At 43.1% G+C, this 21,748-nt stretch carries 18 protein-coding genes; 2 read left to right on the forward strand and 16 right to left on the reverse strand.

Annotation, left to right across the window (positions count from 1 at the left end; all coding sequences use genetic code 11):
* Positions 1-159: 159 nt before the first annotated feature.
* From BG260_RS00905 to BG260_RS00965, 12 genes are all read right to left on the reverse strand, one after another.
* On the reverse strand, positions 160-3,252 hold the full coding sequence (locus BG260_RS00905; protein WP_069130067.1) for an efflux RND transporter permease subunit: 3,093 nt from the start codon (positions 3,250-3,252) through the stop codon (positions 160-162).
* 91 nt (positions 3,253-3,343) lie between these two features.
* Positions 3,344-3,787: a hypothetical protein gene (locus tag BG260_RS00910; protein ID WP_069130068.1), complete on the reverse strand. Its 444-nt coding sequence runs from the start codon at positions 3,785-3,787 to the stop codon at positions 3,344-3,346.
* A gap of 37 nt (positions 3,788-3,824) precedes the next feature.
* Complete coding sequence (locus BG260_RS00915; RefSeq protein ID WP_069130069.1) at positions 3,825-4,979, reverse strand: hypothetical protein; 1,155 nt, start codon at positions 4,977-4,979, stop codon at positions 3,825-3,827.
* A gap of 105 nt (positions 4,980-5,084) precedes the next feature.
* Positions 5,085-5,594, reverse strand: a complete 510-nt coding sequence (locus BG260_RS00920; RefSeq protein WP_176719402.1) for a PH domain-containing protein — start codon at positions 5,592-5,594, stop codon at positions 5,085-5,087.
* Positions 5,495-5,836 carry an efflux RND transporter permease subunit gene (locus BG260_RS00925; RefSeq protein WP_069130071.1) on the reverse strand — a complete coding sequence of 114 codons (342 nt, stop codon included), beginning with the start codon at positions 5,834-5,836 and terminating at the stop codon, positions 5,495-5,497. Before BG260_RS00925 ends, BG260_RS00920 begins: the two co-directional genes overlap by 100 nt.
* Before the next feature lie 711 nt (positions 5,837-6,547).
* Complete coding sequence (locus BG260_RS00935; RefSeq protein WP_069130073.1) at positions 6,548-7,669, reverse strand: 6-bladed beta-propeller; 1,122 nt, start codon at positions 7,667-7,669, stop codon at positions 6,548-6,550.
* Between the two features lie 70 nt (positions 7,670-7,739).
* Entirely contained in the window at positions 7,740-7,952 is a 213-nt protein-coding gene (locus BG260_RS00940) for a hypothetical protein (RefSeq protein WP_069130074.1), read from the reverse strand.
* Positions 7,953-8,250: 298 nt separating this feature from the next.
* On the reverse strand, positions 8,251-8,598 hold the full coding sequence (locus BG260_RS00945) for a helix-turn-helix domain-containing protein (protein WP_069130075.1): 348 nt from the start codon (positions 8,596-8,598) through the stop codon (positions 8,251-8,253).
* An 82-nt stretch (positions 8,599-8,680) separates the two neighbouring features.
* On the reverse strand, positions 8,681-9,790 hold the full coding sequence (locus tag BG260_RS00950; RefSeq protein WP_069130076.1) for a YncE family protein: 1,110 nt from the start codon (positions 9,788-9,790) through the stop codon (positions 8,681-8,683).
* A gap of 308 nt (positions 9,791-10,098) precedes the next feature.
* Positions 10,099-11,265, reverse strand: coding sequence for a hypothetical protein (locus BG260_RS00955; RefSeq protein ID WP_069130077.1), 1,167 nt, complete (start codon positions 11,263-11,265; stop codon positions 10,099-10,101).
* A gap of 757 nt (positions 11,266-12,022) precedes the next feature.
* Positions 12,023-13,255 carry a 6-bladed beta-propeller gene (locus BG260_RS00960; RefSeq protein ID WP_069130078.1) on the reverse strand — a complete coding sequence of 411 codons (1,233 nt, stop codon included), beginning with the start codon at positions 13,253-13,255 and terminating at the stop codon, positions 12,023-12,025.
* Positions 13,256-14,057: 802 nt separating this feature from the next.
* Entirely contained in the window at positions 14,058-15,230 is a 1,173-nt protein-coding gene (locus BG260_RS00965; protein ID WP_069130079.1) for a 6-bladed beta-propeller, read from the reverse strand.
* Between the two features lie 475 nt (positions 15,231-15,705).
* Here BG260_RS00965 and BG260_RS14110 point away from each other — a divergent pair, with 475 nt between their 5' ends.
* On the forward strand, positions 15,706-15,876 hold the full coding sequence (locus BG260_RS14110) for a hypothetical protein (protein ID WP_176719403.1): 171 nt from the start codon (positions 15,706-15,708) through the stop codon (positions 15,874-15,876).
* Positions 15,873-16,352: a DUF6036 family nucleotidyltransferase gene (locus BG260_RS00970; protein WP_069130080.1), complete on the forward strand. Its 480-nt coding sequence runs from the start codon at positions 15,873-15,875 to the stop codon at positions 16,350-16,352. Before BG260_RS14110 ends, BG260_RS00970 begins: the two co-directional genes overlap by 4 nt.
* Positions 16,353-16,394: 42 nt before the next feature.
* On the opposite strand, the gene BG260_RS00975 is transcribed toward BG260_RS00970, so the two are convergent.
* The 4 genes from BG260_RS00975 to BG260_RS00990 all read right to left on the reverse strand — a co-directional run bounded on the left by BG260_RS00975 (position 16,395) and on the right by BG260_RS00990 (position 21,734).
* Positions 16,395-17,594: a 6-bladed beta-propeller gene (locus BG260_RS00975; RefSeq protein WP_069130081.1), complete on the reverse strand. Its 1,200-nt coding sequence runs from the start codon at positions 17,592-17,594 to the stop codon at positions 16,395-16,397.
* A 207-nt stretch (positions 17,595-17,801) separates the two neighbouring features.
* On the reverse strand, positions 17,802-18,983 hold the full coding sequence (locus BG260_RS00980) for a 6-bladed beta-propeller (protein ID WP_176719404.1): 1,182 nt from the start codon (positions 18,981-18,983) through the stop codon (positions 17,802-17,804).
* Between the two features lie 184 nt (positions 18,984-19,167).
* The gene (locus BG260_RS00985; RefSeq protein WP_069130083.1) at positions 19,168-20,331 is read right to left on the reverse strand and encodes a 6-bladed beta-propeller; all 1,164 of its coding nucleotides are present in this window, start codon (positions 20,329-20,331) and stop codon (positions 19,168-19,170) included.
* Between the two features lie 260 nt (positions 20,332-20,591).
* Complete coding sequence (locus BG260_RS00990) at positions 20,592-21,734, reverse strand: PepSY-associated TM helix domain-containing protein (RefSeq protein WP_069130084.1); 1,143 nt, start codon at positions 21,732-21,734, stop codon at positions 20,592-20,594.
* Positions 21,735-21,748: the final 14 nt, after the last annotated feature.

Here is a 21,748-nt window from a genome sequence, read left to right on the forward strand (position 1 = left end):
TAAACGTCTATCTGCGTTTTGAATTGGTTATGAGTTCACAATTTATCTAAACCATCTTACTGTTTTATCATTACTCAAAATTCTGAAACAAATCTTTTGTACTCAACCACCCCTTAATCCCCTCCTTGCGAAGGAGGGGAATTCAATATCAAAACCTTCTCACGATTCACTTTTTACTTTTTCCTTCTCACTTCCAATGCCCCCTTCCATCCAGCCAAAAATGACCGGAATCAAATAGAGGGTTAAAATGGTGCTGGTGATCATCCCGCCCATCAGGGCCAGGGCGAGTGACTGCCTGAAGGCGTAGCCCTCGCCGAAGGGGATCAGCATGGGAACAAGGCCTAAAATGGTTGTCACACTGGTCATCACGACGGGACGGAACCGGTGCTTGCCGGCCAGTTCAATCGCCTTACGGAGATCTCCGGTATCGGCCAGGTATCGTCGCATAAAATCTACTTTCAATATGGAGTCATTCACGGCAATTCCGGTCAGAATCAACACCCCCATGAACGACATCGCATTGAGCCCGGTGCCGGTAACCCACATGATCAGCAGCGAGCCCACCCAGGCAAACGGCACAGCCAGGATAATGATCAGCGGATATTTCAGGTTTTCGAACTGAACCGACAGGATGATATAGATAATCAGGATACTGAGCAGCAGCAGTTTGCCCATATCCAGCATCAGTCCCTGCACCATCAGCGCATTCCCGGCCACCTGCACCTCCTGACCGGTCGACTGCATAAAATCCCGCATGGTGTCCATCGTCTTCCCGCGATTCCACCACCAGTCCGCCAGATCCCAGTTCGCGACAAAACTGAGTACAGGTGTCTGATCCACCCGTTCAAGCTGCTCCAGTTCGGCGGCCCGCTCAATCTCGGCGATATAGCTGAGTGGAATTTCCCGGCTTCCCATTCTCAGGGTGATCTCCTCCGGTGCATAAATCTGAGACTGACTTCCCATCAATCGGATGGCGATCCGTTCATCCTCCCGGCTCCAGTCGGTCACAAAACTGCCGCGTGTGATCGACTCCAGGTATCGAATGACATCCTGTTCCAGTATTCCGAGCTGCAGCATCCGGTCTGTTCGAAATCTCAGATTCCAGGTATCCACCTCCTGCTCATACTGTTTGCGAAACTCAACGGGCATACCCGCTTCATTTAATCTATTCTTCAATTCGGCAGACATGCGCTCACTTTCTGCACGATTCATTCCAATCATCCGGAACAGTACGGGCGGCTGATCCGCCCCAATCAGCGCGCTCCAGCTTTGGGTGGATGCCACCCGTTCCACCGACCATCCCGGAAAATCCAGATCAAACTGCTCCATCCTCTCTCTTACCCTGTCCGCTTCGTTTTGACCGTTAACCGGCACAGAAACGGTAAACTTATTCAGGCCTTCGCGGGCCAGGTTGGCAAGATTCGACTGATCGGTAAAACCGCCCTCAACCTGAATATTTTCTCCACCCAGGCCGTCAGACTGTAGCCGGACCCGAAGCGCATCCGCAGCCTGCATGGTGGAAGTAAGCGATGTGTTCCCCGGCAGCTGCACGCGGTAGGTAACCAGGGACGGCTCATCTTCAGGAAGCATATTTTTGGGAACCACCATAAACGCATAGACAGAAACAGCGATCAAAACCGTGGCCAGGGCCACTACGGGAGCGGGACGTTTCAGCACGCTCTGCAGGGTCGACTCATAACGATCCAGCAGTTTATTGAAAAAGGGTCTTGTATTTAGCTGACCGTCACCCTCGTTATCCAGGTTTTTCCCGGCTCTGCGTTCCAGAATCTGAACCACCAGAACCGGCAGAATAATGAGCGCTACAAACAGGGAAGCCAGCAGACTGATCGAAAGCGTATAGGCCTGATCCTGGAAAAAAGCTCCCTCAAATCCGCCCAGAAAAATCAGGGGCAGAAAAACGGATATGGTTGTAAACGTGGAGGCCGTGACCGCAAGGGCGATCTCCTTGGTTCCGGCTCTTGCCGCATGGTTTACCGACTTTGTGAGCGGCATGTGCCGGTTGATGTTCTCGAGCACCACAATCGCGTTATCCAGCAGCAGCCCGATCCCCAGGGTGAGTCCGCTCAACGATACAATGTTGAGCTGAATCCCGGAGATGAACATCACAAAGAAGGTGATAAAGATAGAGACGGGAATGGCCACCCCGACTGTAAAGGGTGTGCGAACATCATTCAGAAAAGTAAACAAAACAAAAAAGGCAAGTACTCCTCCGAAAAGAAGGGTCTGCAGAAGGTTCGCGACTGCTTTGCGAATAAACGTGGCGTCCTCCCTAAGCACCTCAATGCTGATATTCGGGTAGAGCTCGCGCATCTCCTCCACCAGGGGCATTAGTGTGTCGTAGACCTCCACGGTGTTGCTTCCATACTCTTTTTTTACCAGAAGGTTGAGTACCCGCTCCCCGTCGAGCGTGGCGAATGAGACCGGGTCGGTCTCCTGCAGGGAGATCTCCGCAATTTCACCCAGGGTGAGAATCCGCCCCATACCCAGGCGGGTGAGCGGCACATTCTCAAGGTCTTCCAGTTCGTTAACGCGGCTCTCAATCTTCACCGAATAGCGATACCAGCCATCGCGCAGCTCTCCGCTGGAAGTGAAAATATTGGCATCCCGCACCAGGCTCTGCACCCGGCTCAGACTCAACCCGTAGCGGTCGATTTCGCGTGGGAGATAGCGGATCTGCACCTCAGGTTCCACTGCACCCACCGATACAACCTGCGCAATGCCCTCGGCCTGCTCCAGCCTACGCGACAGTACCTGCTCTGCCCAGCGCTTAAGCGCAAGGCGGGTTTCAAACTCTTCGTTGGGGCGATCTTTAGACGTAACGGCAAGCACGGCAATCGGCTCGTCGGCGGTGGTGTTGAAAATGAGCTGCGGACGCGACGCCTGCTCCGGCATGATGTACTGCACCTGGTCCAGCTTCTCCCTCACATTCAGAAATGCGAGATCCATGTTGTGCCCCCACCGGAAATTGAGGTAGATCACGCTCTGCCCCTGTCGTGCAAACCCGTGCACACTGTCGATGCCCGGAACCGTGCTCAATACCGCTTCCAGGCGCTCATTAATCCGGCCCTCCACCTCTCGCGGCGACGCCCCCTGCCAGTCGGTGCGCACCACCAGGTTGGGAGAGTCCACATCGGGAAGCAGATCTACCGAAAGTTCATTCAGTGCCAGGCTGCCGAAGATAAACGCAGCCAGGATCAGGATGATCGCAGTAATGGGACGGTTAAGCAGCAAAGAGAGTTAAAATTCGTTAAAAGCTACGAACAGTATAGTTAATGAATTTTATAGATTCAATGAAATAAGTGGGATAGTGTTTTCCCCTTTTTTATTGATAATCAGAAATCCTATCCCAATTGAGAACTACAGCAATTGCTTCATATCTTTTACTTGTTATTGTAATTGATGAATATTCAAATTCACCAACTTCGGAAAATTTATAGTTTACAATGAAATAATGATCAGCAACTTTATAAAAAGAATGAAGACGGTCATCTTCTGATAAATTCAAACTCTCTATTAATCTTTCACATTCAGTTTGATTTAACTCATTTTTAAGGGCGTTGATTTTAGTGTACGAAGTATGGTCAATATTCATATTATATTGTCTGCGCAAATCTTCTATTGCTCTTTCACTTTCTAAATATTCATGAAGTACTTCTTCTGCTTTTTCATGATTAGAAGGACATTGGAATCCAATAACTTCAGAATTATCAGGGCCATCTAAAACAGCGAAAAATATAAATAGTAATATAGCAGTAATTGTTTTCATTGTAAGTTAACTTTTTGTATTGAAAATTATTTTAGACTTAATATCCACACCGATTGAATGTTTGGCTATATTGATTAGGATTTGAGGGCTGAATGATCCGAATTTTATCTTTGTCAATTACATACATAGGTATAGAGGGTAAGCTAGGCTCATCATGAATTGTCTGCACCAGAGCAGCATCACTACTACTTACACTATTCCCATTATACGCCCCGGCAGGACATTTCGAATCCTCGATTGTATCATTATGCCCATAAGGGTGAGTATGAATTAGAGCAACAATATTCGATGGGATCGAAGTACCAGGAGCACTAAAATGACACGAGGAAGTTTCCGGTCCGGGCGGTATTTCTTCAAATGCATAACCACTACTTGTCGCTGTTACGATGACCATAGTCTCATTTCTTTGATCATGTGCGTAAGGTTCATCATCTGGACCATAGGAATCAAACCATGCCTGATACATCGCATCTTGAAATGGCACATCGTCCAGATGGGCATTACCTGTATCGCAGGGTTCCAAAAACTCTGGCAATTCTTCATCATTATCGCCTCCTCCACCATCTCCTGGTGGAGTGCCTCCACCTCCGTCACCATATGGAGGTCCGTCTCCGTTTTCTTCATCTTCACCACCGTCACAAGGTGGAGCAGTGCAAACATACTCTTGCCTTGAATGATCCCATTCCAGCTCACACTCATAGTCACCACAGTCGGACATGATAGTCAGTGTGCTATCGTTGCTCTGCCGATTTGAATGTTGTGAACCTGAGCGATTGCCGTCAAAAGCTTTTTTAATTAAATTAATCGCATCCTCCGAATCAGGCACTGTACAACCTGCATATCGAATAAGATTACCATTAAATTTGTTTTGCTTGTATACAAAGCGAGTAGTTTTCGAACCAGCATTTTCGGTTATTTTATTTGGAAAGATAACCTGCCAGACATGAGCCTCTACACCTTTGTAGCCATTCTCGCCGCCCCTCCAAATGTAGCATATATATGGATTTTCGCTATTTATTGATCCCTTACCGCCAGGCTTAACCCATTGTAATTGATAGGCAGAAATTTTAGCTTCTTCCTGAATTGTATTCTTATTAAATAGAGTGAGTTCTTCTTTGAAAGAAGTTGATGGGGTGTCGCAACTCCAAAATACAAAAAGAAGGAATGTACATACAAGAAAATGCTCTTTCATATTGAAAGTTAATCTTTAATTGGGTTACTAAACTTTTATAAAAGAGAACCGAATTAAGAAAATGTTACAGAAAATCTTACATTTGTTAAGTTTCAATAAAATATTTTAAACAGGATATTCAGCCCTATAAATCGTCGGCTCCATGGAATCCACAAAAAGGATTGTTTGTCGATCAGGTGCAATTCGGAAGCGAAGAAGAAAGCTTTTTTCAACTTCGGGATATTCGATCAACCGGATGTCTTCCCCGCTGTTGGAGACCCATAAGACCGTAACAGGGTTTTGCTCCGCAGTTTGGAGCAGGATGGCAGCTCCCTCCTCATATACATGAATGCCACGGGCGTATGAGAGCTGTGGGATGAACCGCTCCTGTGTTTTCGCTTCCTGCAGGTATTCCTCATAAACTCCTTTCAGAGCCGGCAGGTCGATAAAATCTTTCTCCCATAGAAGTTCGCCGCTGCCGGAGAATTTTTGGAGCCTGGCTTCTGCCTGTTGAAAGGAAAAGATCCCCGACTCATTCACTCCCAAAAACACCAGGTTTCGGACACGTTCAGGAATCTCGCCCCGGCGGACCATCGTCGCTTCATCTTCGTGAGAACGATCCCGATGCTCTGCCACTGCCGGGCAAAACCCTGTACACGGTCCACACCGGGAATGGTACTCAGCACTGCTTTCAGCCGTTCGTTGATGCGATTTTCGATCTCCCGCGGAGCGGCTCCCTGCCAGTCGGTACGCACCACCAGGTTGGGAGAGTCCACATCGGGAAGCAGATCCACCGAGAGTTCACTCAGTGCCAGGCTCCCAAAGATGAGAGCCGCCAGAATCAGGATGATTGCCGTTATGGGTCGGTTTAGTAGCAAATGGGATCGATAAAATCTGTCGGTTTAATAAGAGCGAAAGAGATGAGCTTAATACAGCCGGCACATTCATTTTCACTACGATGATATTAGTTTTCAAAAACGAGAACTGCAAGTATTTATTTCCGTTTCGAATAGAAAGGAGTTTTATAAATTTAGAACTTACTACACACAAACAAGAAAACTCTATTGATAACTATCCCCCTAACATAACCCTCTTCCAAATAAAGACCTCTTCTTCGGTAAATAAATCAACTCATTTTATGAGATATACCGACTTATTTAAGTAAACGATCAAAACTAATAGTAAAAGTAATCCTTCAACCCCTAAGATTAAGTATGGATTTCCATTAAATATTGCATTACTGCAAGATGACACAGTCCCATAAAACAACGATATCAAAACAGCTACTACATTTATAGACACTATAACAAATACAGTCAACACTGAAATATTGAACATTTTTTTTGAATACATTAAACATGCCGAAAAGGTTTGAAGTAATAACATTGAGTAAACTATTACATTGTATTTATCAACACTATCATTGATTGGATCGTTTAATACAAAACTAATCAGTTCGCTAATGTTTTGATATAATTCGGGAGAAACTATTTTCATATAAGCAAAAAACAAAATCAAAAGAGTAAGCATATTTCTTGCTACATACGGCACGATGTTCTTTATAAACTGCATTTAGCTCACCCAAAAAACTAAAGTTTAAATTTTTTAAGCTTAATCTCAGGACTTACTGAAATTGCGTATACGTCATTACCATCCAACACTAAACTTCTCAAAGGAACATCCAGATCAACAGATTCCAGATAGCTAGAAGTTTTTTTATCGAAAATATGAAGTATGGATCCCTCATTTGCTCTATCCGCATCCAAAAAGTCTTGTCTGTTGTTTATTTGGAACCCTGAATACACCCCAATTATATAGTCATCATTTACTCCGACTGATACATAGTGTTTGGGAAACATATTTAAAGGAGGACTTATTAAACCACCACGTAAACTCGCAGGTAAATCAATTTTAGTTAAATCCGGTAGAGCCCCCATATTAACCGGCTCCTCATTCATGAATATCACATTCCCATCAACATCAAACCCTATAATCAAAGAGCTATTATTCAATGCTATAAAAGCATTTGAATTACTATCAGTTGCCACATCACCTTGTTTTAATAGATGATTATTTTTTGCCGGGAGCAACTTTTTAAGTTCTTGATAATATCCATATACAGTTGTATCAGTATCCGTTGACAAATCACTCAATAAACTTACCCCATATGCGAAATGATCAAATGGTACTGCTGCCCTGCTGATCAATTTATTTCCATGTAAATATGGAAATGTCTTTAAGGAAACAGATTTTTCATTTACAAAATGACCATCACTAATATTAAAAGATAGTATACGACTGGTCTCACGGTCATAAATTAATATTTGTTCATTTTGTATACCTATAACCGTATGACCATCTCTGCTAAACTCCCCCGGGCCTTTTCCCCAGCTGCCAATGAAATGTGAAAACACTCCATCTACTTTAAATACAGGTAAAGGTTTTTGTGAGCTATTGTCTTGAACGATTAGATAATCATGAAATTTATACAATGAGTATGGATTAGCTAAGTTATCAGATGTGACCTCCCATTGTTTCTTAAATTCTAATGGATAACCTTTACTGGTTACAATTTTACCAGTAGGCACTACACCCTCCTTCTCTTCTTGATAATTTGACTTTACCAAGTCGGTACTAACATACAAGTTTATTACTAAGAACATGCTAATGATCACACTCAGGCCTGCCAATATTACTTTTAGTATTTTCATAATTAATAATACTTTACAAATAGTAGGTGTCTGTTTTCTTCAGACACCTACTATTTTAATATTATTTTTTTCACTCTAAGACTTGTTCACATGGACCAATAACAACATTTCCTTGAGCCTTAATTATCCACAGTTCAAGGCATGTATTATTACTTGGTGCACAAGTAAAACAGGTTTCAGACTCTACTGATGCTTCAGCAACCGAGTTAGTAGCTATGACTGTACCTAACGCCAGTACAATGGCTATCAAAATTGAGAAAATTGAAATTTTATCATTGTTCATTTTACCCTCCTTTTTATTAGTAATTAAATGGCATGGTTACTCTATATAAGGTTGCAACCATTTTTAATTCACCTACAAACTGCAAAGGTGTAATTCACGGAAAACATTACCAGTAATCGAAGTAATATTATCTCACTAATAATAGTCTAATTTGGGAACCCTAAATAGTCAACCTAAACTGTTATTATTCTTTACTTTTATATTTTACTATTATTTTTTTCTGGTAAGCTTTGATTAAATACCTAATTCACTTTTTTTAGAATCCAATATTCACGAGGGTGGATTTTCATTTTCGAAGTTATTGCTGATTTTTACTTTTAAAATTACACGCACGATAATATGAAGGAGCATTACCTGTCTGCTTTTTAATAAAATGATACAGTGCTTGTTCATCTCGTTTTCCAATTAATTTTGCTATTTCGTAATGACTTTTATCTGAGTTAGCAAGTAACTTTAACGCTTTTCTTACCTTTATCCTTAATAGATAAACTCGAGGGCGTTTACCGTAATAATTTCTGAAATCTCTTGAAAATAGTTTTGGAGAATCATACCCCATCATCCTACCCCATTCATTCACCCTATCAATTGTATGTAAGTTATCTTTTAATAACTCAATAGATTTTTTTATCTGATATCTCTCTTTCATCTATCCTAATATTAAATATCAATTCAACATGGACCCTCTAATCTATAAGAGTGAGATTTTGAGATTTCCTTACAGAGTTATTTTAAATTTTAATCAACGTTAAACTACCCTTCACATTCAGTACTACACCACTTTTTGTGACATGTATGTTCCTGCCCTGATAAATGGGGAACTCAACATCATCCCCAACTTTATAGAGCTTGGATGCCTCGACATCAAACAGATAGTAGGAGTGCCATTCGCAACCGTCAAACCCATCAACAAGTGAGATAAATTCTACACCTCTTTCCTCTTTGATTCTCATGAACAACCATTTCTGATCCAATACAGTCAGTTCTGATATTTTCGAATTGCTTTTATAAACCTCTCCGCTTGTCCATTCCCCGCTATCATTCCGCTCTTCATATTCATATAGCGGCTGTATTAATTCAGGCAGCTCATACTTTTCAATTAACTCCTGCTCTTCGTCATAAATAAATAAGTAAGGATAGTGATCAATCGTTACGATGGTCTTACCCAGATCAGGGAGCGATCGTACCTTACCCCCGGATGAGAGAGCGTCTCTGACAACCGGAGCTTTAAAATTGTACACCGGCATGAATGAGTTTTGAACATTTCCATCCATGTCGATTTTATAAATTAAGTTCTGATTTGCAGAAGTATGCGGATTATCTCCGCCGAACGGTGCGAGGCCTAAATAGAATAAAACCTCTCCATTTGAAGAAACCGAGTAGTTATTGTGCTTCGTTGGAATCGTTTTTTCATACTCGCAAATAACCTGTCTACAATCAAATACAGATATTTGAAAACCCTGCATGGCAACGTAGGCTTTCCCATCATGGAATGTTAATTCCTGTGCAAATAGTATATCGCCGGGGCCCCTTCCCTGACTCGCCAAGACCGTATAACTCTCATCGGATAAATCGTACTCTAAAAGCCTGTTATTGTCTCTCTCAAGAATTAAAACCGTAGAGTGATCTTTTGATACAACATCTATCCGATCGGTGGTTAAAAGATCCAGTTGATTGTTTTGGTCTATCTCAATACTACCGGTAAGATAATTGTAAAACGTTCGGATACTTTCGGGAAATTGATCCAGTTCCTCCGAGGTAAGGTCATTAACCTGAAGAAGTTCCGGAGTGAAATCAGAATAAGGAATTCGGTCCGGCTCCGGATGTTGGGTAACTTCCATTTGTCGTCGATTTTCTCCACAGGAAACTATAAAACAAAGTGTTGTTAAAGCTACAAGATAGATGCGTATCATATATCAATAATATATTAAAACCGGATTGATAAATTTATTATGTGAGAATCCTGATAAGAAGGCACAAAAGATGAGAATGTTCATCAGAATATTGAATAGTCCAACGAACACCCCTCTAAATTTCGTTTCACGTGTCGCTAACGTTCGGAGCCCCTTACTAGGGGAGACTTTTACATTAATCAAACTCAGGTAAATAGATAATAAAATTCATCATTGATCATACCTTCATGCATTTACTATACGCCGACCCGATAGATTCGAATTGAATGCCCTTCAACCGGATCCTTATGGATTGTGTATATCTGCCTGTCATTTACAAAATGAATGTCATCGTGTACAGAGAGGTAAAATGTGCCTTCCGGCTCGCCTTCCATCGTATATAAAACGATCTGACTGCCTTCTTTCTTTGTATCCACATGCAGCCAGAAATAGCTTTCAGACACCCAAACATTTAAAAAAGGCGGTTTAACATCCGGTATACGATCTTCCAGGGCTCTGCGAACCTCATTTGTGGCATTTCTCAATTCAAATAAAAAATCCAAATCTGATTTTTCCACCACCCGATCTTTTACATGAAGCGGAATCTTTCTTTTAAATTCATGATTATCGATATAAATATAGAGTGCAGAGCTGTCGGCTCGGGCTATTACATAACGGTTATTTTTCATCACTCTAAATTGATCAGAATATTGATATGGAGGCCACCCGAGAATTGTCAGTGCCCCTCCTTCAGACATTCGCACAGCGGGTGTTGGCTTTTTTAGAAGATGAAGAGAATCCACAAGAACATTCTCATTTGGATCCACGATCGTTACCGGTACCCACCCAAATTCTGCACGATCTGCAATGATGGATCGCAGCTGCTGATTATTCCAGGACTCCCGGGCATAATATTCTGTTTCAGAACGGGGAGCGATGGTAAGTAACGTTCTCTCCCTGAACGTTTCCGGAAGCCACGATTTACTGTGTCTGTACACATGATCCTCTCCCCGGCCGAAGAAATCAATCTGTTGAGACATACCTGTATAGCGTACAATCAGGGTGTCATTTACTCCTTTCCGAAGCGAAAAAAATTCCCGTAACTCGCCGGGACCTCTGCCCTCTTTAGCAACAGTAGCAATATGTTTGCCTTCTGCATTAAATTGCTCAATTGTCATTTTTCCCCAATCGGCTACCAGCATCGTCTTATCAGAGAAAATAACAAGGTCACCCAATGCACCCGGTACATATTCAGAACTCTCTCCAATTTCCCTCTCCATCTGAATATCTATTAAATTCAGATCTTCGTAGTCGATGAGAACTGGTACCGTTTCATCACTGCTGCAACCAAACGATAACAATAAAAATAACCCAATCAGTATGAAAAACTCATGTAAGAAAAGCCGGGGTTTAAAAACTCTCATTATTCATCTGCATAGATAAAATATTAAAATATAATATTCATAGAGATATTAATCCTCTCTGAGCCTTCACCTTCAAACTATTGATATTCATTAAATACAGTGCCGATCAAACTGGCAGCACCAATGGGCGCAATTTGAAGAACAACCTCTTTCGCCCGTAGAGCAACAGCACATGTATTGAACCTGGCACGGATATACAACACAGTCATCATTTATATTTCCACCTATTATATTTTTCATCTCTTCGCGATTTAGTACTTCCATAATTATCCTCTTTACATTATATCCAATTTCTCCCACGGATTAATCCACGAGACGGGCATGAATGTTTAATCCCTAAGGAATTATAATGAAAATATTTAGATCCTAAACCCATATTATTTTGTGGGATGAGGTTTAATTATTTTTTAGTATGTTGAGGTGATTTGAGATTATTTTGTTTTTTTTTGGAGTGGTGACAAAAATAAAATTAGCCGGTTTTAGCAGTAAATCATCCCCCAACCCCTTATTCAGACCGGAGACATCCTTTATAGGTGTTCGGAGACATGGTTTACACTTTTATCGCATGATGTTAATTTGATTTAGATGAATTGTCATTTACTGCAAAAAGATTACCCCCCTCACTCCCCCCTTGTTAGGGAGGAATTATTATTACCCTACACATACTTTGAGTTCTGAAAAATCTCTGTGGCCTTCCGTGGTTTCGTTTCACGTCAAATGATGAGATTGGCAAAGTTGTAGTAATTCAAACTCATCACTATTCCTCAAATTCTATCCGATACCGAACCACTTGCTGCAGGCCGGTTTCAGCATCGGTCTGGCGAGTGTACATGTAGCCGTTTTTTACGACCTCTATCGGCTTATTCCGAGGCCAATCAAATTTAGTAATCACTTCACCTGTGTTTTCAAGCACCCACCATTCATAGATATCAAAATTTTCTACGATAGTAGAGACCCAGATACGATTTTCGTTGTCAATGAGAATCTCATTCATGACAGGCCACACATCCGGCAGGTTCTCAGCTTCACGAATCATTTGCAATGCCATATTATCACCCTCATTAAAATCCAGACGACTCATGTCTATTCTTTCATATTTACCGATTAATTCTCTTCTTGTCGTTTGGATGGGATTAAATGAGTGTTCTATACTTCGAACGATTTCTCCGTTTGTAGCTCTAACGTCAATACGAAATTCATCCGAAAATGCCGTATAGAGGTATCCATCTTCCGAAACTGTAAATATTGATTTGCCATAAAAAGGAAATGCATAGTAGTTATATCCTATTCCTTGATGAACCTGGTAAAGATAGGTACGGTCTTTCTGCTCCAATATCGGTCCCCCTACAATTGCACCATTTTGATCGTGAAGGTAGTACATAATCTTATTCTCACCTCCTTCAAGGTATTCAGGTGAACGCACCTGTTCATAGGCCACCAAAAATTTCTCATTTTCCAAAGGGTATACACTTCTTGGAAAATAGTTTTCCAGTTGTGGGCTGAATTTCTTTTTATCAGATTCTCTAAAAAGCACTCCTCCTGATAATGAATAATCATTTAATGAAAATACCTGCACGTTATTAGAGAACATCCATTCGGTACCGGTTACGAACAGTTCATCTTGTTTTGCGTGTATTCGAGTATGCTGAGTAATGTGTGGAAATTCGCCGGGACCCCGCCCCTGCCGCCCAATAGATGTTTCATAACTCCCATCGTAGTCATAAACATGAATCGTTACATTTCCCGCATCTGCGATATAAACCCGGTTTTCAGAATCCACATCTACATCCCATATCCTACCCAAAAACACCGTATCCGTATCACCAAAAACTTGATCTTTTACAAACCTTATAGTTTGGAATGAAGAGGAGATCATCTCTTGATTTAAACATCGCCGTATCTCACTTGAAGAACAGTCCGGGTTTTCCAGTGCAAGATCCGTATTAAATAATAAAAATCCCGTTAATATAGGCAGGGTATAAATCAGCATTATGTCAAGGTTACAATCAAAATATTGTCGATTAATAGTAATATTACATCTAACTATACATTGCATTACTTGTTTAAAAATAAGAATATGACCCAACCTTTTTGAAGTGGATCATATTCTTTCAACCAAGTTTTAACTATATGCTATTTAATTTTAATATTATCATTAAATACAAGTACAAGTCCAACCTGTATCGTGTGCCCCGCACATAGGCCAAACACTTTGTATTGAACAATCACTTACATAACCTTGACAAACTTCGTTTTGACAATTACCACATGTTAAATAACAAGAACCCTCTCCGGGTTCCAGTTCTTTTGGATCATTTCCACCAGCCATTATATTCTTCATTTCGCTTCGCGTTTCTACACTTCGTTACGAATCTTCGCGATTTAATACTTTCATATCTATCCTCTTTACGTTATATCCAATTTCTCCCACACATGGGATGGGCGTGGATGTTTAATCCCTAAGAGAGTATAATGAAAATATTTAAACCGTAAACCCATGTTATTTTGTGGGATGAGGTTTAATTATTTTTTAGTATGTTGATAAGCTTTGAGATTATTTTGTTGTTTTTTGGAGTGGTGCTAAAAATAAAATTAGTCGATTGTGACAGTAAATCATTCCTACTACTTCGCATATGCTACAAAGTGAAGCCCTCACCCTTTCCAAGGTGGTTTTCTGCAGTTCTGTGGCCTTCCGTGTTTCCGTGGCAAACTTACCTATTTGCAATTTCTTTCCTGCTTTTTGAACTCCATCCGATACTTCACCACATAATGCTCACGTTACTTCATCGAGCTCAAATAGGTGGATCTTCAAGATTTAAAATTTGAACCGCTTCATCCCCATTCTCTCTGTTTTCGATTCCATATAATAAACCGTTTCCAGCCTGAATCCTCCATAATTTTAGGGGAAGATCTATATAGTGCACGTTACCGGTTTCTTCTTCAATACGAATGATTTCAGTTCGTTCATCCTTTGAAGGATTAAAAATAGTCAAGTAGAGTATGTTGTCATGAACCACAAATTCACTGAATAATGGTAGAAGAGTTACAGATTCCATTGTTTTCCTTAAAGATGGAAACCTGGTCATTATATTGGAAGCAAGCTCCATTAAATGCCCCCGGTTTTCCGGTGTGATTTCTCTTTCAGCCAGATCAAAAAAAGTTTCAAACGAGGTTTCACCCGTTCGTAGATTGTATCGATTAATCGTTGCATTATGGGATGTGATATAATAAAACCATTCACCGTCCAGATCCCATAACGTCTTTTGCCCCACTATATGGTCGACATGAGACCATTCGCTCAACGACATCTTTTCATTTCCGGGCATCTCGAACAGAGGTTCAGTCTGAATAAAAGAAGCATCCAGTTTGTATAAGTGATAGACTTCTTCTCCGGAACTGTAATCCACGATCGATCGAATAACCCCAAAATTGCCCCATGGTGTAACATAGATATTGTGCAGCCAAGTACCCGGCTCAAGGTTTACATAGAAGCTGGTATCATACATCAGTTCACCCTGGTGTACACGAAACCGGGTAATTCTGTGAAGACGTAAATCTAGTGCATAGAGGTACTGATTCGGGCCTGCATGCAACTGGATGGCCCCCATAAATTCACCCGGCCCGCGGCCATTCCCTCCGGCCTTGGCAAGGTGTGTCCCTGTTTCATCAAACAGATGAACCTGGTTCTCTGTCCGGTCAGTAGATGCTATATAGCGCCCACCCGAGACCGGTTCCAGATAATAAGGTCCCATAAAGTCAGGTGAATCAAAAATTCCTACAGGTTCGGCTGCCAATTCAGGCAATGTTGAGGCAAGATGATCCACAGAGTATAGGGGAATACTTCCGGTTTCATCCGGTGATCCCTTCTCCCCGTTACACGAAAGAAGCAATGTTGCAGTCAAAACGATCAGACAGAACCTATGAAAGATTTGCTCCCCACCCTGTGGATTCCTTGTTTTTTCCATTGACATAGCTAATTGACTTGAAAGCAATCATTAATACATAAGCCATTCAATTCATGTACCTCCTGACGACAAAGTGCCTGTTCATCAGATGATGGATCAGGATATGTACTATTACACTCATGATAGTAGCCAGAATACAGATTTAAACAATCAGTTGCGCACGATGCACATGAAGGGCAATTTCCGGCCATAACTAATTTCATCTCTTCGCGATTTAGTACTTCCATAATTATCCTCTTTACGTTATATCCAACTTTATCCACACTGTAAACTTAGCATGATGGGCATGGATGTTTAATCCCTAAGAGATTATAATGAAAATATTTAAACCGTAAACCCATGTTATTTTGTGGGATGAGGTTTGATTATTTTTTAGTATGTTGATAAGCTTTGAGATTATTTTGTTGTTTTTTGCTCACCATTTTGTCACATCGGTCTTGTTTGTTAATTCCACTCCCCAATACTAAATTATAGTATGAAACGAGTTGTCAACATCTCAAAAAATGCCGCAGAAGCTCAAGAATGGGATATTAAGCAACATCTCAGCTTGAGTGTTGAAGAGCGCCAAGCGGCAGCCCACACCCTAAAAGAGAGAGTGTATGGCAAAAACTCACCTGACATAAGAGAAGCTGAGCGAAACAAATGAAGGCTTCTCACTTTTCCAACGACTGTGTGGAGTTTATCTCACTTCTGAATAAATATGGTGTAAAATTCGTGATCGTTGAAGGTGAAGCTGTTATTTATCATGGATATGTTCGCCTTACCGGCGATGTAGACTTTTTTTATGAGAGATCTGGGCAAAACTGTATCAGACTTTATAATGCTCTTCAAGAGTTTTGGGAAGACGACATCCCTGGAGGTTTATCTATTCACGATCTGGAAGCACGGGGATATTTTATACAGTTCGGGATTCCACCAAACCGAATCGATCTAATGAATCATATAGATGGGGTATCTTTTAAAGATGTATGGGAAAATAGAGTAATTGAACAAGTTGATTATAAACAAAAAAAGATTGCTGTTTATTTTATTGGTTTAAAGGAACTTATAAAAAATAAATCCAGCACTTCGCGACCCAAAGACCAGGAAGACCTAAAGTATTTGAAATCGAATTTAATGTAGCTTCTGTTTACTGTTAACCTCATTGATTTACCCGGTTCATGATTATTCACCTGCCTGCTCCAATTCCATCCTATACTTCACCACATACTCAGCTCCCGTTTCTTCATCAATCTCTTTGCCGTACAGATACCCGTTTTTGATGTCGAATATTGTTTTTAAAAGTGGACGCTGCAGCTTGGCCAGCAGTTCGCCTGATTCATCCAGAATCCACCATTCTAATATTTCCCGTTGCTGATCCATCGGTACGGCCGCCCATATTCTATTTTCGTCATCTATCCTCAGCCTGAACAACACGGGGTTGGTTTCCGGCAGGTCCCGATCAATGTCCGAAAATGCATTCTTGATTACCCGTGCGGAAGGGCTGAATGGCGATGAGTTCGTGTGCACATCAAGATCGAACGGCAGACTCTGCACGGGATAGTAGAAGGCAGATTGATAGATGCCGTTTGCATCGTATTTCCGAATCAGAAAATCCCTTGTAAAGGCCGTATACAATTCATCGCTGCGGGAAACGGCTTCCAAAGTACTCCCCATAAAATATAGCGGCATGATGGGGCGCGCGGATGGATCAGTCTGTATTCTGAAGCCTGCTGGTAAAGCAAGCGATGGGTCCTGTATAATGCGCCCCTCATGATCCATAATCTTGTACCGGTTTGAGAGTTGTCCGATAACAGACCGTGGTTCAGAAAATATCAGCCAGTAATTCCCGTCCTGCCTTGCGTAGACATACCCAAACCTGGATTCGCCCCCGCTATCCCACTGTTCGAAACGGATGGAACGTATCACGGAGAAATCGGCAGTTGAATATTCGTTCAAGCGCTGATTGGTTACATCGGGTACAAATAGCTTGGTTCCCGTAACCTGCGGCCCTAACATAATACCGTACTCTCCGGGCCCTCCTCCCCGGCCTCCAATGACGGTCAGAAAAGCTCCATCACTTGAATAGGCGTGAAGAGACTGTTGGTAGTCGGTATTTGTACCCAAAATAATTACCTGTTCTCGATTATCCACTACGGCATCGAGAACACGGTTCAGGTATGGGCCTTTTGCATCGTCGAACGTCACCTCCGAGATCAGCTCCACGTCGTACACCGGCTCAGCATCTCCCGGAAAAATGGTGAGGTTTTCGACTTCCAGAATGTGCTCCGGGATTTCATCGAGGATTTGGATGTGATCTGTTTCTGGCTCTTGCGAGCAGTGAACCAGAAAGAGGGTTAGAACGATTATGAGGCGTGGTCTCATTTATTTGATTGTAGGTTAAAGTTTGTACTTTTTTGGATGATGATTGCCCCACTTTTTGGATTGTTTGGTTTATCGGTTTGCATAGTGAAGCTTCTTCAAATCAATTATGACGGATTTGCCCGGCTATGAGTTTTCCAACCACCCCTTCACCCCTCCTTCATAAGGAGGGATGCTTCTTCACTTTACATCTTGAGTCCTACGCGCTCATTATTCAAAATCTACCCGGTACCTAACAACCTCCACAAGGCCGGTCTCTTCATCCGTCTCGCGGGTGTAGGCTGATCCGTTTTTCACCTCCCGGATCTCCCGGCTTTCGGGCCAGATAAAGGCTGCAAGAAATTCACCCTCTTCCGAGAATACCCTCCAGTTAAACATCTCTTCCTCATCAGAGTAAAGAGCGGCCCAGATGCGGTTCTCATCATCCAGCACCAGGTGCCGGTAAGCCGGCCACCGTTCCGGCATATTATCATTGCGAACCATTCCCCGCCACGGCTCATCCCGGTCGGAATACTCCTGCAAAATCTCGTTCCGGTTTAACGATATATTCTCATTCGGCTGCCAGACCGCACGTTGATATGCCCCGTCCATGTCATAAAACTTGAAGAGCAGCTCTTCGCTCCAGCCATGGGCAAGCCGGCTGTTATTCACAACCGTAATGGAGCGACGCTTGTACTCCGGACTCATCACACTCATCGAGGTCCCCTCCCGGTGAACAATTGCCTCACTGATGGGGAACTCATACACAAATCCCTCTTCAAACTCACCGGCTGACCGGTTCAGCAGCCGTCCGCGATCTTTCGGTTCAACGTCCGAGTCATCCATCGCGGCGCTGTAGCCCGTCCCAAAATGGATGAGATAGTAACTGTCACCCACCAAATGAAAGTTGCCGGGAAAGCTTACAAACCCGCCTTCCGACTGAAACTCAAACGGAACCGACAGGTTATCGACAAAATTGTGAGAGTCCAGAGTAAACCTGGAAATTCGCATCGATCCTGTATCCAGTACGTGCAGGTGCCGCTCACCCGGGCGGATGGCACTCACTCTTCTGAATTCTCCCGGTCCGTCTCCCTCCCGGCCAATCTGTCTCAGGTAGCTGCCGTCAGATTCATAGGCGTGAATCACGTTCTGGCTGAAGTCGGCGATATAGATTCGTCCGGACTGATCCACAGAAAACTGCCCCATTTGCCCGATGATGACGTCTTCAGTATCTCCATAGGAAGCTGCCGGAGTCAGGCTGATCGAATGAATCGGATCGGCGTCCGCCTCAATCACATTTAGGTTTTCAAGGGAGGCGATCTCTTCCGGAATCTCAATGTCTGGCGAGCCGGAGCAGGCGGTTAGAAGTACGAAAAAGATCACGAACAGTAGATTCGATATTCTGTAATTCATCATATTGTTGTTTAATGTGAGTTAGGTATAAAATCTTTGGATAAGAGTGTCCCCTCCTTCTCAAGTAGGGTTGTGGGGTGGTTCTCGTTGATTTTCAATGAATTAAAATTTTAAATTTGGGACCACGTGGTATTTAAATTACATGTTATCATGTACTTATGCCACATTTATAACTATGATGAATTTAATCAAATCCAACATCATACCGCACAACCTCTGTCAGACCTGTCTCTTCATCCGTTTCTCGCGTATAAACCGATTCATTTTTAACAGCCTGAATTTGCCGGGTTCTTGGCCAGTTAAAAACCCCAAGTAACTCTCCCTTTTCTGAAAAAACAATCCACTCATACAGATCACGATCTTCCGTAACCGCTGCAATCCAGATACGTTTTTGCTCATCTACGTGCATGATATCAAACGCCTGCCAGGTGTCCGGCATATTCTGATTTCGCAGGACCGTTTGAATTCTGTCATCCCAGTCTGAATACGATTCCAGGGCATCAGACCGGTTCAACGGCACAGATTGGTAGGGAAAGTACACGGCCCCAATGTACTCTCCACCGTTATTGTACGATTTAACTAAAATTTGCTCGCTCCATGCATGGTACAATACACCGTCCGGAGTCATCGACATGAGAGATTTTCTGCCATACGGGGGCGGAAATGCGCGGATAAAATCATCACTGCTGTCAACAATCCACTCATTGGCCCGAACTTCCAGGTAGATATCCGAGGCATACTTCCCTTCTGAGTCTAACAAGGCACTTTGCCAAACCATCTCTTCGGTAGATGCCTCATCCGTAAACGGCCCGGTAAAAAAGACAAGGTACGTACCGTCGGGACGCACATGATAATCATAGGGAAATGAATACTCGACCGGGGGGTCATCCGAGTTTAAACTGACTGCCGAGTGAAATTCAAGAGATTCCAGTTCATAGCGTGTAATACGCCTCAGGTTTTGATCCACCGCATGCAGCAACCCGTTCCCAACTTTTACCGGACCGATCCCCCTGAATTCGCCCGGGCCTTCACCTTCCCCGCCAATTTGAGTCAGCCACTCGCCATCCGGAGCAAAAACGTGAATCACCTGCTGGCTGATATCCGCCAAAAACACTCTGCCTGATTCATCCACGGCAAACATTCCCATCTGCCCGATGATCACATCCTCCGTATCTCCATAGGAAGCTGTCTCATTCAACCCGACAGAACGCGACGGACCTGCATCCGCCTCAACCACACTCAGATTTTCAAGCGAGGCGATCTCTTCGGGGATGTCAACGTCGGGTGAGCCGGAACAGGCTGCCAGGAATAGAGAAATCACAAAAATTGCGGCATAGATCTTCTTCATATCTGTATGGTTTATTTTGAGTCCAATTCCCTTTTTAAGAACCCTGAACGCCGCTTAACTCAAGATTCACGCACAGCTACAAAGGAGCAACGGCCTTTAAAGTAACTCTATCTCAGGATATTTCAAGAACATAGATGAACCGGGCGGGGTTTGTAAATTAGAATATTAGGTGGGTAGTATAGGGTCTGCAGACGATTCCGTGGAAAGGGCCGAAGTATGAAATGCGGCAAATACTAAACCGTATTGAACGACAAAAGCCGTTACTTCCCGTTTCTCTTTCTTTTGTCCCACCACATGATGAAGCCGGTTACCGGTAAGCTTCCCGAAACGATGCAAAGAAGAAAAGCCAATATTTTACCCGGTATCCCCCCGATCGCCCCCACGTGAATATCGTAGTTCATCGCGATCAGCTTCTCTCCCCTATTTTTCTCATCGTAATCGTCAACATGCACGATTTCTCCGGTGTAGCGGTCAAATGCCATTTCACTCTTTTCATAGTAGGTTTTGTCATCTCCCCTGACAATTGCCCGGATCACTCCGGTTGTGCCGGCTGGCCTGATGAATGAGATATTGTCCGCATCCGGAAATCGATCCCAGGCATTTCTATAGGCAGCTTCTAACGGGCTATCGACCGAAGAATCCCCTACAACTGACTGAACGACTTCCTGTTCAGTTTGCGGCATGGAGTATTCCCCGGTGCCAATAAAATGAAGCGTTTTTTGCACCATGGGAAACGCCCAGTACAGCCCGGTGAATCCTATCACAAATGCCAGGATGAGCGAGTAGAATCCCAGTACATTATGCAGGTCATAATTCAGGCGCCGCCATTTGCTTTTCCAGGAGATGTTAAAGCTTCTCTTTCGCCCATTCTTATTCCATTTCTTGGGCCACCACAAGACCATTCCGGTAATCAGTAACACCAAAAAGATTACGGTGCTCCAGGCTACGATTGGCTGGCCAATGGGGGTAGAAAGCAGAAGGCTCCAGTGGATTCCCTTCACAATTTGAAAGAAATCTTTCTCCTCATCGATGATGGTCAGTACCTCGCCGCTGTACGGATTCAGGTAGGCCGTTTTATACTCCTCAATACTCCCAAAATATGTCCACGAAGGCTCATCAGGCCGTGTAAAACTAAACGCGGTCCAGGATCGGCCCGGATCTTTATAGGTGGTCAGGCCGTAACTCAGCCGGTCCACCTCCAGGGCGTCTGCGGTTAATCCGTACATCTCCTCCACGGATAGCCGCTGAGTCTCGGCCTCCACATACATCACATCATGTCGCAGCCAGTGAGTAAACTCTTTCTGGAAAACAAAGATGGCTCCCGTGATGCTTAGGATTAACACCACTGCCCCGGTAATAAGCCCGAGCCAGCGGTGTAGGAATAGGATCGCTTTCTTGAACATTCAGATCAGAGACT

The sequence above is a fragment of the Rhodohalobacter halophilus genome (genome assembly GCF_001715195.1).
GTDB lineage: Bacteria > Bacteroidota > Rhodothermia > Balneolales > Balneolaceae > Rhodohalobacter > Rhodohalobacter halophilus.

Bases quoted from the DNA above. Each gene is read 5' to 3' on its own strand.
- BG260_RS00910 (WP_069130068.1), bottom strand. From the start codon at position 3,787: ATGAAAACAATTACTGCTATATTACTATTTATATTTTTCGCTGTTTTA.
- BG260_RS00915 (WP_069130069.1), bottom strand. From the start codon at position 4,979: ATGAAAGAGCATTTTCTTGTATGTACATTCCTTCTTTTTGTATTTTGG.
- BG260_RS00935 (WP_069130073.1), bottom strand. From the start codon at position 7,669: ATGAAAATACTAAAAGTAATATTGGCAGGCCTGAGTGTGATCATTAGC.
- BG260_RS00940 (WP_069130074.1), bottom strand. From the start codon at position 7,952: ATGAACAATGATAAAATTTCAATTTTCTCAATTTTGATAGCCATTGTA.
- BG260_RS00945 (WP_069130075.1), bottom strand. From the start codon at position 8,598: ATGAAAGAGAGATATCAGATAAAAAAATCTATTGAGTTATTAAAAGAT.
- BG260_RS00950 (WP_069130076.1), bottom strand. From the start codon at position 9,790: ATGGAAGTTACCCAACATCCGGAGCCGGACCGAATTCCTTATTCTGAT.
- BG260_RS00955 (WP_069130077.1), bottom strand. From the start codon at position 11,265: ATGAGAGTTTTTAAACCCCGGCTTTTCTTACATGAGTTTTTCATACTG.
- BG260_RS00960 (WP_069130078.1), bottom strand. From the start codon at position 13,255: ATGCTGATTTATACCCTGCCTATATTAACGGGATTTTTATTATTTAAT.
- BG260_RS00965 (WP_069130079.1), bottom strand. From the start codon at position 15,230: ATGGAAAAAACAAGGAATCCACAGGGTGGGGAGCAAATCTTTCATAGG.
- BG260_RS14110 (WP_176719403.1), top strand. From the start codon at position 15,706: ATGAAACGAGTTGTCAACATCTCAAAAAATGCCGCAGAAGCTCAAGAA.
- BG260_RS00970 (WP_069130080.1), top strand. From the start codon at position 15,873: ATGAAGGCTTCTCACTTTTCCAACGACTGTGTGGAGTTTATCTCACTT.
- BG260_RS00975 (WP_069130081.1), bottom strand. From the start codon at position 17,594: ATGAGACCACGCCTCATAATCGTTCTAACCCTCTTTCTGGTTCACTGC.
- BG260_RS00980 (WP_176719404.1), bottom strand. From the start codon at position 18,983: ATGAATTACAGAATATCGAATCTACTGTTCGTGATCTTTTTCGTACTT.
- BG260_RS00985 (WP_069130083.1), bottom strand. From the start codon at position 20,331: ATGAAGAAGATCTATGCCGCAATTTTTGTGATTTCTCTATTCCTGGCA.
- BG260_RS00990 (WP_069130084.1), bottom strand. From the start codon at position 21,734: ATGTTCAAGAAAGCGATCCTATTCCTACACCGCTGGCTCGGGCTTATT.